Origin of the sequence: Verrucosispora sp. WMMC514, assembly GCF_027497295.1 — a bacterium.
Classification (GTDB): domain Bacteria; phylum Actinomycetota; class Actinomycetes; order Mycobacteriales; family Micromonosporaceae; genus Micromonospora; species Micromonospora palythoicola.
The window spans coordinates 3,094,740-3,106,861 of the sequence record NZ_CP114906.1 but is presented as its reverse complement, the minus strand read 5'-3'; the positions used below and the strand labels follow the sequence as shown (position 1 = coordinate 3,106,861).

Genomic DNA, 12,122 nt, shown 5'->3' with positions numbered 1-12,122 from the left:
GCCCCTCCTCAGTGCGTCGCGCGACCTCCGGCACCCGCCGGCACCCGCGTGGCCCGGGCCGGCCGGACGAACCAGGCCAGCACCACGCTCGCCACGAAGAGCACCAGAAGGTAAGAACCGAGTGTAGTCAGACCAATACTCACGATTCCGGCGATCGTCGCCACTGCCAGCACCACCGATCGCCCCTCCCAGCCCAGGGTGGCCGCGTGCAGCGGCGGCGCCGGTTGCCGTTTCTCCAGCCGGGCGACCAGATCGTAGTGGTGCAGGGTGAGCACGAAGAGGTACCCGAAGATCAGCCAGAGGGGTGCTCCGCCGATCAGCCCGACCGCGATGGCGAACAGGAACTCGGCCGCCCGCAGCGCCGCCGGCACCAGCCAGTCCAGCGGCCCGTTGTGTGCCGCCCGCGCCCCGGCCGCGCCGACCAGCAGCACCACCAGCGCCACCGGCACCGCGACCGACGACACCGCCGGCAGGGCCGTCCACCGCCACCAGTCCGCCGAATCGATCTCCCCGGCCGCGTCGCCGGCCCCGAACAGGTCCACGGCCGGCGCCGGCAGGCGGAGCACCAGCCCGAGCAGGAGCAGGATCGCCGCGCCGAGCGCCGCCACCACCGCGAGCGCCAGCGGCCCCGGCCGCCGCAGCACCGGTAGCCGGGCGGCCAGCGGACCGTCGTCGCGGTGCAGGGTCGCGTCCAGCGTGTCCAGCACCGGCACCCACATCCAGCGGGCCCGCAGCGTACGCAGCCCACCGGTGTACGCGAACGCCAGCGCGCCCCAGGTCAGCACCGCCAACAGCGCGATCCGCTGGTCGAAGAGCGCCACGGCCAGCGAGATCAACGCCCACCGCTCTCCGATCGGGAAGACCACCGTGCGCTTGAGCCAGTACGACAACGAGCCGGTGTCCGCCTGCACCCGGGTCGACGCCGCGTTCAGCCGGTCGCCGATGCCACCGCCACCTCCACCGACGCTCTTCGGCCGGCGCGCCGCCTCGTCGTGCAGCACGCCGTACCACGCGTCGGTCAGGTGCCGCACGGTCTGCATGGTCATCGCGGCGATCGCGAGGGCCCAGCCGTACCGGAACCCGGCCTGGGTCGCGCCGAGGCCGAGCCCGGCGTAGACGAGGTACTCCTTCGCCCGGTCGGCCATGGTGTCCAGCCAGCCGCCCCAGGCGCTGAAGTTGCGGGTGTACCGCGCCAGCTGACCGTCCACGCAGTCCAGCACGAACCCGAGGTAGAGCAGCACCGCGCCGACCACCAGCAGCGGCCGGCCACCGGCGGCGAAGAGCGCCGCCGCGGCCACCGCGAAGGCCACCGACACCATGGTCACCGCCGTCGGGCTCAACCCCAACCGGGCACAGACCTTCGTGACGTACGGCGACCAGGTGCTGACGAAGTAGGTGGTGAAGAAGTCGTCCTTCTCCTTCACCGACAGCCGCAGCTCGGCCCGGTCCTCGTCGACGGCGGCCACCGCCGCCTCCGCCCGGCTCAGGCCGGCGGCCTCGTCGACCCGGTGCGCGACGAGCAGGCGTACCCGGTGCGCGAAGACCAGCGCACCCTGCCCGGTGAGGGCGGCGAAGAGCCGGTCCACGGCGGGCCCGGCCGCCCCGTCCGGCCGGTCGACCGGCCGGGCCGGTTCGAACAGGTCGACCGGGACGGCTCCGGCCGGTAGCCGACCGGCGGCAACCGCACGGGCGGCGGCCACCAGCGCGGGCACGTCCTCCCGGCCCACCCGGACCGCGCCGCCGAACGTGCCGGTGGCCGCGCCGCCCACCAACTGCTCGGCGCGGCCCGCCTCGACCACCTGACCGCGCTCCTCGCGCAGCACCGTCCGACCCTCGGTGGGCGGATCGGTGAGCACCAGCGCCACGGTCGGCCCGACCGGGCTGGTCAGCAGGTGCCGCAGGACGGCCGTGTGCGCGACCAGGTCGGCCCCGCTGACCACCACCGGGCCGTCGGCCGAGCCCGCCAGATCGGCCAGCTCGTCGAGGTCCGCGACCACCCGTACCTCGCTCGCGCCGGCCCGGCGCCACTGGCTGGCCAGCCGGTCACCAATCGTCTCGCCGGTACCGGTCGGCAGGCTCGCGGCCGGTGATGCGGCGGCGAGCACGATCGCGAGGGTCACCGGGGAACCGCGTCGTGGTACGCGGCCAGCGCCTCGGCGATCGTGCCGTCGACGCTCAGCCGGCCCGCGTCGAGGAAGAGCCCCCGACGGCAGAACCGGGTCAGATCCTTTTCGTTGTGTGACACCAGCACCAGAGTGCGCCCCTCCCCGAGCAGACGGTCGATGGTCGTGTAGCACTTCTTGCGGAACTCGGCGTCGCCGACCGCCGTCACCTCGTCCATCAGCAGGATCGGGTGCGGCAGGTGCGAGATGATCGCGAAACCGAGCCGCACCTTCATCCCGGACGAGTAGTGCCGCACCGAGGTGTCGATGGCGCGTTCCACCTGCTCACCGGCGAATGAGACGATCTCGTCGAAGTGCCGTTTCAGGTAGCCCGACGACAGCCCGTGCAGGCCGCCGACCAGGTACAGGTTCTCCCGCCCGGTCAGGTCGTTGGAGAAGCCGGCGGAGAGTTCCAGCAACGGCGCGACGTCGCCCGAGACCCGGATCCGTCCCTCGTCGGGGATCAGCACCCCGGCGATCAGCCGGAGCAGGGTGCTCTTGCCGGTGCCGTTGCGGCCGATCACCCCGACGGTCTCCCCCGGCGTGATTGAGAAGGAGACGTCGCGCAGCGGCCAGAACCGGCCGTCGGAGGCACCCCGCGTACCCCGGTGGATGAACAGCTCCCGCAGTCGCAGCTGCCGGCGGCGGTTGCGGACGAACCGGATGCCGAGGCCCTCCGCCTCGATGATCGGCTCACCCATCAGAGTTCCTTGAGCACGGCGGGTTCGAGCCGGCGGAACGCCCACCAGCCGGCCACGAGCAGCAGCAGGCTGGTGCCGATGGTGGTGGCGAGCAACCGGGCACCCGGGAACTCGTCCGGGTACCACACCGCATGGTGCAGCTGGAAGATGCCGACCAGAGGGTTGAGTTCGTAGCTCACCCGGAGCCAGCCCGGCAGGCCGGAGTCGCGGACCAGGCTCAGCGGGTAGATGATCGGCGTGGCGTAGAAGAGCACCCGGATGACCAGGCGCATGAACCGCTCCACGTCGCGCATCAGCACGTTGAACGCGGACAGCAGCAACGCCAGCCCGATCAGCAGGATCGCCTGCACCAGCACCGCGAGCGGCAGGGCGAGCAGCGACCAGCCCGGTTCGATCCGGCCCTGTGCCGCGTACCAGATCGCGATGGCGACGAGGATCGGCAGGCCGGCGGCGTACTCGGCGAAGCGGCCGACCACGCGGCCGATCGGGAAGACCTGCCGCGGCACGTTCATCGTGGTGATCAGCCGGGCCTGGCCGGTGAGCGCGTGGGTGGCCTCACTCAACGCCGAGCTGGTCCACATCCAGGCGAAGATCCCGGTGATCAGGAACAGCGGGTACGACCCGGCGGCCTCGCCGAGATGCCGGTTGGTGTCGCGGGAGTAGAGCACGCCGAAGACGAACCAGTAGATCGCGCCCATGCCCAGCGGCTCGATCAACGACCAGAGGTAGCCCAGCACCGACTGCTGGTACTTCACCGCGAGGTCGCGCCGGACCAGGATGCGCAGCGAGCCGCGGTGCGACCACAACGCCCCGACGCCAGAGGTCACCGCCGCCTCCCGCCTGCTGAACGGACGACAGGTTAGCAGCCGGCGAACGCCGCCCGACGAGCACTCAGCACTCGATCACGTTGACGGCCAGGCCACCGCGCGCCGTCTCCTTGTACTTGATTTTCATGTCGGCACCGGTCTCCCGCATGGTCTTGATGACCTTGTCGAGCGAGACGGCGTGCACGCCGTCCCCGCGCAGCGCGAGCCGGGCGGCGGTGATCGCCTTGATGCTAGCCACCGCGTTGCGCTCGATGCACGGGATCTGCACCAGGCCACCGACCGGGTCGCAGGTCAGGCCCAGGTTGTGCTCCATGCCGATCTCGGCGGCGTTCTCCACCTGGGCCGGCGTGCCGCCGAGCGCCTCGGCCAGGCCGGCGGCGGCCATCGAGCAGGCCGAACCGACCTCGCCCTGGCAACCCACCTCCGCGCCGGAGATCGACGCGTTCTCCTTGAACAGCACCCCGATGGCACCGGCCGCCAGCAGGAACCGCACCACCCCCTCGTCGGAGGCACCCGGCACGAACCGCGTGTAGTAGTGCAGCACCGCCGGGATGATCCCGGCCGCCCCGTTGGTCGGCGCGGTCACCACCCGACCACCGGCCGCGTTCTCCTCGTTGACCGCCAACGCGAACAGCGTCACCCAGTCCATCACGTGCAACGGGTCCGCACCGGCGCCGGCTACCGGGCCGGCGAGCACCCCACCGGTCAGCGGCGCGGCGGCGGGCGCCTCGGCGGTCGGGGCGGTGGCGTCGGCCTCCAGGCTGCGCCGGAGTTCGGCGGCGCGGCGGCGCACCTTCAGGCCACCGGGCAGGGTGCCGTCCCGGGTGCAGCCGCGCTCGACGCACTCCCGCATCACCCGCCAGATGTCCAGCAACCCGGCCCGGACGTCCGCCTCGGCCCGCCGGGACACCTCATTGGCGAGCATGATCTCGCTGATGGACAGCCCGGTCGCGGCGGTCACGTCGAGCAGCTCCGCGCCGGTGAGGAACGGGTACCGGACCGGCGTGCTGTCCGGCTTGATCCGGTCCGCCCCGGCCGCCGCCTCGTCCACCACGAACCCGCCACCCACCGAGTAGTAGGTACGCGTCCGCACCTCGGCCCCGCCCGCGTCGTACGCCGAGAAGATCATCCCGTTCGGGTGGTACGGCAACGACCGGCGACGGTGCAGCGTCAGGTCCCGTTCCGGGTCAAAGTCGATCTCGTGCGTACCCAGCAGGGGCAGCCGGTGCTCCGCCCGGATCCGGCCGACCCGCCCCTCGACGCTGTCCGTGTCGACCGTCTCGGGCGCCTCGCCAGCCAGGCCGAGCAGCACCGCCCGGTCGCTGCCGTGCCCGTGCCCGGTGGCGCCGAGGGAACCGAACAACTCGGCCCGTACCCGGGCGGTGTCGGTGAGCAGACCGTCGGCCTTGAGTCCGGCGACGAAGGTACGCGCCGCCCGCATCGGCCCCACCGTGTGCGAGCTGGACGGCCCGATACCCACACTGAACAGGTCGAACACGCTGATCATTACTGTGCCTTCTCGCCGTCGCCGGGGTTACCGGTCAGCGGCCGGTCGTGGTCGGCCCCGTGCTGCGGGAGCCGACCCGGTCGTGGCCGGTCTCCGGTGCGGTCCGGCCCTGGAGACGCCCGGGTGGGGGCGTCCGACCAGCGAGCCTACTACCCGGTCCGCGACCATGACCGACCTGCGCGCTGTCGAGCTGACGGCGCAGACGAATCACCCCCCGTGACGACGCGGACGGTTCGACGCGACAGCGTCCGCCGGAGTGAATCTGCTCCCCCCTCGGCGTCGCAGCCACTCCTGATCCCGACGGGAGGCGTCGCGTGGATCCCACGCGGGTAAGCACCTACGGGTCAGCGGGGTGGCCTTCCTCCTCCCGACCGAGGGCAGGGCGGCCATCCGTCCCTAGCGTTGACTTCAGCAGCGGCGGAACGCCGCAGAGGGGAAGTGACAAGAAATGAGCCGCAAACTCGTCCGGCCCCGCCAGGGGCGCATGCTCGCTGGCGTCTGCGCCGGCCTGGCCCGCCGGTTCGGCACCTCGGCCGGGATGATCAGGCTGCTGTTCCTGCTGTCGCTACTGCTGCCGGGCACCCAGGTGATCGTCTACCTGGCGCTCTGGATCATCATGCCCAACGAGGACCGCCACCTGGCCACCAGCCACTGACCCCCACCCACACACCCCCGCCCACCCACACCCCACCCCCGTGCCGTCGCGCCGTCATCGAGAGCGCAACTTCAGGGTTGTTGCTGTATCCGGCGCGCGGCAGGCGACAACAACCATGAAGTTGCTGCCGCCTGGCGGCGCACGGCGGGGTGGGGGTGGTCAGGGGGCGATGTAGGTGACGGTGACCTGTTCGAAGCCGAGCGAGCGGAGCAGCCCTTCCAGCATCTTGCGGGTGTTCTCCTCGGCGCGGGCGTTCAGGCCGCTGTCCCGGGCCGCCGCGGTGATCCGGTCCTCGGCCAGCCGGTAGACCTCCTGCTGCCGGTTCGGGTCACCGCCGATCAGGTCACCGACGCGGTTGAGCAGGCCGCGCTCCTCCGCGAAGACGTAGCTCTTCTCCAGATCGAGGTTGGTCTCGGCGAGTTGCGGTGCCGGCAGCTTGATCTCGACCGACTTGCCGTCGGCCGACTGCACGATCGCCCCCTCGGTGAGGGTGGTGAAGTCGACGTACGCCTCGACGCTGCCCGACCCGACGAACAAGGTCCGCTGGTTGAGCAGCCAGTCCGGCACGTTACGCCGGTCGTTCTGCAGGTCGACCACGACCTGGAAGTTGCCCTCGGCGGCCACGTAGCGGCTGAGGTCCTGCATCGACTCCAGCAGCGCGGGCTGGGTGCGGTCGGTCTGCTCCTTGGCGAACGGGTTGCGGAACTCGGGCAGGATCCCGGTGGTCTGCACGCCGAGCAGCACCACCACCGCGAGCGCCGCGGCGCCGAGCACCCAGAGCAGGGCGCGGACCGCTCCGCCGCCCGAGCGGGGAGCCGGCGGTGGTGTGTCCGCGTCGTCCGTGAGCACATCGCCCGACCGGTGGTCGGTAAACCTGCTGGTGGGCTCGTTGATGTCGCCGTCGCGTGCCATCGCCCTCACCGTCCTCGTCAGACGCCGTCTCTGGTGATGACGGTAAGCCCAACCTACGACAGCCGCTCGCCGAGCCCGTCAGATGAACCGGGCCAGGTTCAGGCGAACGCCGACACGCCGGTGAGCCGCTGCCCGATGACCAGCTGATGGATCTCCGAGGTGCCCTCGTAGGTCAGCACGCTCTCCAGGTTGTTGGCGTGCCGCAGCACCGGATAGTCCCCGGAGACCCCGTTGGCGCCGAGAATGGTCCGGCACTGCCGGGCGATCGCCAGCGCCTCCCGTACGTTGTTCAGCTTGCCGACGCTCACCTGCTCCGGGCGCAGTTTTCCGCCGTCGGCCAGCCGGCCGAGCTGAAGCGCCAGCAGGTAGCCCTTGTTCCACTCGACCGCCATGTCGGCGAGCTTCGCCTGGGTCAGCTGGAAACCGGCCAGCGGTCGACCGAACTGGGTACGGGTCGTCGCGTACGTCAGGGCGGTCTCCAGGCAGTCGCGGGCCGCGCCGAGCGCGCCCCACACGATGCCGTGCCGGGCCTCCGTGAGGCAGCTCAGCGGCGCTTTCAGTCCGGTCGCGTCGGGTAGCCGCGCGTCCGCCGGCAGCCGCACGCCGTCGAGGGAGATCTCCCCGGTCGACGAGGCGCGCAGCGACATCTTCCGGGTGATCTCCCGCGCCGTCACTCCCGGGGTGTCCATCGGTACGACGAAACCCCGCACGCCGGCATCGGTGCGTGCCCAGATCACCGCCACGTCGGCGATCGGCGCGTTGGTGATCCACATCTTGCTGCCGTCGAGCACCCAGTCGTCGCCGTCGCGGCGTGCCCGGGTGGCCATCGAGGCCGGGTCGGAGCCGTGATCGGGCTCGGTCAGCCCGAACGAGCCAATCGCCTCGCCGGCCGCCATCGCCGGCAGCCAGCGCTGCTTCTGCTCCTCGCTGCCGTAGCGCCAGATCGCGTACATGGCCAGCGAACCCTGCACCGAGACCAGCGACCGGACACCCGAGTCACCGGCCTCCAGTTCCAGACAGGCCAACCCGTACGCGACGGCCGTCGAGCCGGCGCAGCCGTACCCGGTCAGGTGCATGCCGAGCAGGCCGAGCTTGCCGAACTCGCGGGCCAGTTCGCGGGCCGGCACCTGGCCGGCCTCGTACCAGCCGGCGACGTGCGGACGGACCAGATCGTCGACCACCCGGCGCACGACGGCGCGGATCTGTCGCTCCTCCTCGGTCAGCGACCCATCCAGGTCGAGCAGGTCGACGGGGGTCACTCGACCGCCTCGGCGAGCACGAACACCCGGGCGTGGATCTGGTTGCGCTGCTGCAGCGCGGCACGCAGTGCCCGGTGCAGGCCGTCCTCCAGGTAGAGACCGCCGTTCCACTGCACGACGTGCGGAAACAGGTCACCGTAGAAGGTGGAGTCCTCGGCGAGGAGCTTGTCCAACGCCAGCTCGCGCTTGGTGGTGATGAGCTGGTCCAGGCGCAGTGGGCGGGGCGGAATCTCCGCCCACTGCTTGAGGGTCAGGTTGTGTTCCGGATAGGGACGCCCGTCCCGGACCGCTCTGAAGATCACGACGGACGCTCCCCTCCCCCGGCCGGGCCGGTACCGCGACACCGGGCCGGGTCGCGGTACGGCGCCGCGACCTGCGGCGCCGATGACCGTGCCAGCGTAGCCGGACCCCGCACCCCACGTTCTGTTCCCTGATGCCAGTTTCGCGACCGGTCGTCCGGTTCTCAACCGGACGAAACCACCGCTTCGGGTCAGCTCCACCGCCCCCGTCGGACGACCTCGTCCACCGGACGGCGTCCCCGACGCAGCGACGGTGACCGGTGGTCGGCCGCCCGATAACCGACAGTGAGGGCACCGATCGGGTGGTACGCCTCCGGCACACCGAACGCCTCCCGGTAGGACTCCAGTCGCTGCGGTGGGATGCCGAAGAAACAGGAACCCAGCCCCTCGTCCACGGCGGTGAGCATCATCAGCAGTGCGGCGAAGCCGGTGTCGACGAACCAGTAGGGCACCGGCCAACGATCAGTCGACCGGTCCGCCCAGCCCTTGTCGGGTTCCGCGTACCGCTCCAGGTAGACCGAGCGGTTGGCGTGCGGCACCACGATCAGCGGGGCCCGGCGCATCCCGGTCAGCCAGCGCTGCATCCCACCGCCCTCCGGGGTGCTGGCCGTCCAGAACCGCTCCCGGTCCTCCGGCGACTCCAGCACCAGGAAGCCCCAGCCCTGCGAGAACCCGGCCGACGGGGCGCGCACCGCGTGCTCCAGCAGCCGTTCCAGCACCTCCGGCGGGACCGGCCGGTCCGGGTCGTAGTTGCGCACCATCCGGCGTCGCCGGACCACCTCCGCGAACTCCACGCCGCACTCCTCACTTGCCCGCCCGGTCGACGACCGGACGTCAGACGCCGGGCCGGATGCCCCAGCTGCCGCGCCAGGTGTCGCCCGGTGCCAGGGTGATGAGATCCCGGCCCGACCGGAACGCGTCCGGCGGGCAGGTCATCGGCTCCACCGCCACTGACCGGCGGAACCGCTCGCCGGTCAGGGTGTCACCGGTGAAGACCTGCCACCAGCCGAACTGGTCGTCGGCCCAGATCCGCAGCCCGACCTCGGGGTCCGGCCCGGTCAGCGTCACCGAGGAGCCACCGTCGTCGTCCCGGTTCACCTGCCCGAAGGCGAGGTCCAGGACCGCGTCACCGATGCGCCGCGGCTCGGTGTAGTCGTACTCGGTGCCGGCCACCACGGCCGCGCCGACCGGCAGCAGCCGACCGTCCAGCAGCAGCCGGGTCCGACCGGGTACGCGCAGGGCGATGTCCTCCACGGACACCCCCGGCAGTCGCAGGTAGGGGTGCACCGAGAAACCGAAGGGCACCGCCTCGGTGCCGACGTTCGTGACCTCGTGCTCGGCGCGCAGCCCGTCGGCGCCCACGCTCCACCTGGTACGCAGCCGCAGCGGCCACGGATACCCGGGCTGCGGCAGCAGGTCGTAGCCGACCGTGACCTCGTCGGGTTTCTGCTCGATCAGGTGCCACGACGCCCAGTTCACCAGGCCGTGGATGGCGTTGTGCCGCTCCGGCTCGGTCAGGTTCAGCTGCCGGGACTGCCCGCCGAAGGTGTAGACGCCGTCGCGGATCCGGTTCGGCCAGGGTGCGAGCACCTGCCCCGCCGAGCCCGGGCACACCTCGTCGGTGGCGTACCCGTCGAGGTGCTCGACCCCGTCCTGGCGGTAGGCGCGGAGCCCGCCGCCCACCTCGACGATGACCGCCTCGTGACCGGCGGCCGAGATGCTCCACTGGGCTCCCGACAGGGGAAGCGGATCGCGGCTGTCCATGTCGCCAGACCCTAGCCGCCGGCGCCGTTGTCCGCTCGCCGCGGTCGGCGGCCGGCGTCGGGCTCGTGCCCGCCGTCCCCGGTCGGCGGCCGGTAGCGGGTCAGCGCCGGGAATGCCACGGCGAGCAGCACCGCGAGCACCGCCGCCGTGACCCCGCCGCCGACCCAGGCCACCCCACCGCCGAACCCGGCCGCCATCGCACCGGCCCGCAGGTCACCCAGGCGCGGACCACCGGCCACCACCACGGTGTTGACGCCCTGGAGTCGGCCGCGCATCCGGTCCGGCGCGTAGACCAGCAGCATCGACTGCCGTACCACCGAGCTGACCAGGTCGGCGGCGCCAGCCAGGATCAACAGCACGACCACCAGCCAGAGTTGACCGGCCAGTCCGGCCAACGCCACCGCGACGCCCCAGCCGACCACGGCCAGCACCAGCACCAGACCCTGCCGGCGGACCTGGCCGATCCAACCCGACACCAGGCCGGCGAGCAGCGAGCCGATCGCGATGGAGCTGTAGAGCCAGCCCACCGCCGCGCCACCACCGAACCGTTCGGTGGCCACCTCGGGGAAGAGGGCCCGAGGGAAGGCGAACACCATCGCGATCAGGTCGATGGCGAAGGAGAGCAGCAGCACCGGACTGGCGGCCAGGTACCGGACGCCGTCGACGATGCTGCGCAGCCCCGCCTGCCGGGGCACGCCGTCCGGGTCGGGTTCCGGTGGCATGGCCGGTAGCCGCAGAGCCGCCCAGACCAGGGCGGCGAGCAGCGTCGCGTCCACCGCGTACGCGACCGGCAGCGCCACCCCGAGATCCCAGATCGCCAGGATCAGGCCAGCGGCCAGCGGTCCGAGGACCGCGGTCGCCATCGCGGTGGTGAAGTTCAACGTGGTGGCCGCCGGCACCAGTTCGGCCGGCACCAGCCGGGCCACCAGCGCACCCCGGGCCGGCCCGGAGATCGCGAACGCCACCGAACTCAGCGCCACCAGGGCCAGCAGCAGGATCGGGCTGCCGACGCCGAGCAGCGCCTGGGCCAGCAGCCCCAGCACGGCCACCCAGAGCAGGACCGAGCCGCCCAGCAGCACCCGCCGCCGGTCGATGGCGTCGGCGACCGCGCCACCCCAGAGCCCGAAGACCAGCAGCGGTACGAAGGCGGCGACGCCGAGCAGACCGACCCAGAGGGAGTCCTCGGTGAGCGCGTACATCTCCACCGGCACCGCGACGGCGGTGAACTGGAAACCGAACATCGCGATGGCGTTGCCGAGCCAGAGCCGCCGGTACGCCGGCACCCGCAGCGGACGCAGGTCGATCGCCCAGCGGCGCTGCTCACGCGGCCGGTCGGTGCTGCTGACGGTCACGGTGCCAGCCGCTCCACGACCCAGCCCGCCTCGGTACGCCGGAACCGCAGCCGGTCGTGCAGCCGGCTGGCCCGGCCCTGCCAGAACTCCACCGAGTCCGGGCGCACCCGCAGCCCGCCCCAGTGCGGCGGCGCGGGGATCGGGTCCACGTCGGCGAAGCGCTCCGCCGCCGCCCGGTACGCGTCGTCGAGGGCGGCCCGGTCCGGCAGCACCGACGACTGGGCGCTGGCCCAGGCGCCGAGCTGCGAACCACGCGGCCGGCTGGCGAAGTACGCCTCCGTCTCGGCCCGGTCGAGTCGTTCCACCGGACCGGCGACGATCACCTGCCGCTGCATCGGAAACCAGGGGAACAGCAGGCTGGCATACGGGTTGGCGGCCACCTCGGCGCCCTTGCGGGAACCGTAGTTGGTGAACAGCACGAAACCCGCCGGGTCGTACCCCTTGAGCAGCACCGTCCGGGCGCTCGGCCGCCCGGCGGCGTCGGCGGTGCCGAACACCATGGCGTTCGGCTCCGGCAGTTCGGCGGCGACCGCGTCGGCGAACCACCTGTCGAACTGGGCGTGCCAGTCAGCGGCCAGTCCGCTCTCCGTCAGGCCGGACTCGGCGGCGTACTCGTGCCGCATCCCGGCCGGCACCGGTGTGTCCCCCATCACGCTCCCGCTCCTCCCCCGTGGGACCGGTACG

General features: G+C 72.1%; 12 protein-coding genes. 1 reads left to right on the top strand and 11 read right to left on the bottom strand.

The window, feature by feature from the left end:
* Positions 1–8: 8 nt before the first annotated feature.
* From O7597_RS14050 to O7597_RS14035, 4 genes are all read right to left on the bottom strand, one after another.
* Positions 9–2,075: a DUF5941 domain-containing protein gene (locus O7597_RS14050; protein ID WP_281583251.1), complete on the bottom strand. Its 2,067-nt coding sequence runs from the start codon at positions 2,073–2,075 to the stop codon at positions 9–11.
* Positions 2,076–2,116: 41 nt separating this feature from the next.
* Entirely contained in the window at positions 2,117–2,863 is a 747-nt protein-coding gene (locus O7597_RS14045; protein ID WP_269740167.1) for an ABC transporter ATP-binding protein, read from the bottom strand.
* Positions 2,863–3,690 carry an ABC transporter permease gene (locus tag O7597_RS14040; RefSeq protein ID WP_281582911.1) on the bottom strand — a complete coding sequence of 276 codons (828 nt, stop codon included), beginning with the start codon at positions 3,688–3,690 and terminating at the stop codon, positions 2,863–2,865. The genes O7597_RS14045 and O7597_RS14040 overlap by 1 nt, the downstream gene beginning before the upstream one ends.
* A 64-nt stretch (positions 3,691–3,754) precedes the next feature.
* The gene (locus O7597_RS14035) at positions 3,755–5,197 is read right to left on the bottom strand and encodes an L-serine ammonia-lyase (protein WP_281582910.1); all 1,443 of its coding nucleotides are present in this window, start codon (positions 5,195–5,197) and stop codon (positions 3,755–3,757) included.
* Between the two features lie 448 nt (positions 5,198–5,645).
* Between O7597_RS14035 and O7597_RS14030 the strand changes: the two genes are divergently transcribed.
* The gene (locus O7597_RS14030; protein ID WP_164446398.1) at positions 5,646–5,852 is read left to right on the top strand and encodes a PspC domain-containing protein; all 207 of its coding nucleotides are present in this window, start codon (positions 5,646–5,648) and stop codon (positions 5,850–5,852) included.
* A 159-nt stretch (positions 5,853–6,011) separates the two neighbouring features.
* Here the strand turns inward: O7597_RS14030 and O7597_RS14025 are convergent, their stop codons facing one another.
* The 7 genes from O7597_RS14025 to pdxH all read right to left on the bottom strand — a co-directional run bounded on the left by O7597_RS14025 (position 6,012) and on the right by pdxH (position 12,088).
* The gene (locus O7597_RS14025; protein ID WP_269740170.1) at positions 6,012–6,764 is read right to left on the bottom strand and encodes a DUF4230 domain-containing protein; all 753 of its coding nucleotides are present in this window, start codon (positions 6,762–6,764) and stop codon (positions 6,012–6,014) included.
* A gap of 98 nt (positions 6,765–6,862) precedes the next feature.
* Positions 6,863–8,023, bottom strand: a complete 1,161-nt coding sequence (locus tag O7597_RS14020) for an acyl-CoA dehydrogenase family protein (protein WP_269740171.1) — start codon at positions 8,021–8,023, stop codon at positions 6,863–6,865.
* Positions 8,020–8,325: a type II toxin-antitoxin system VapB family antitoxin gene (locus tag O7597_RS14015; RefSeq protein WP_093404142.1), complete on the bottom strand. Its 306-nt coding sequence runs from the start codon at positions 8,323–8,325 to the stop codon at positions 8,020–8,022. The genes O7597_RS14020 and O7597_RS14015 overlap by 4 nt, the downstream gene beginning before the upstream one ends.
* 188 nt (positions 8,326–8,513) lie before the next feature.
* On the bottom strand, positions 8,514–9,116 hold the full coding sequence (locus O7597_RS14010) for a nitroreductase family protein (RefSeq protein ID WP_269740172.1): 603 nt from the start codon (positions 9,114–9,116) through the stop codon (positions 8,514–8,516).
* Between the two features lie 40 nt (positions 9,117–9,156).
* Complete coding sequence (locus O7597_RS14005) at positions 9,157–10,086, bottom strand: aldose 1-epimerase family protein (protein WP_269740173.1); 930 nt, start codon at positions 10,084–10,086, stop codon at positions 9,157–9,159.
* An 11-nt stretch (positions 10,087–10,097) separates the two neighbouring features.
* A complete protein-coding gene (locus O7597_RS14000) occupies positions 10,098–11,438 on the bottom strand; it encodes an MFS transporter (protein WP_281582909.1) in 1,341 nt (446 codons plus the stop codon).
* Positions 11,435–12,088 carry a pyridoxamine 5'-phosphate oxidase gene (gene pdxH, locus O7597_RS13995; RefSeq protein WP_281582908.1) on the bottom strand — a complete coding sequence of 218 codons (654 nt, stop codon included), beginning with the start codon at positions 12,086–12,088 and terminating at the stop codon, positions 11,435–11,437. Before pdxH ends, O7597_RS14000 begins: the two co-directional genes overlap by 4 nt.
* Positions 12,089–12,122: the final 34 nt, after the last annotated feature.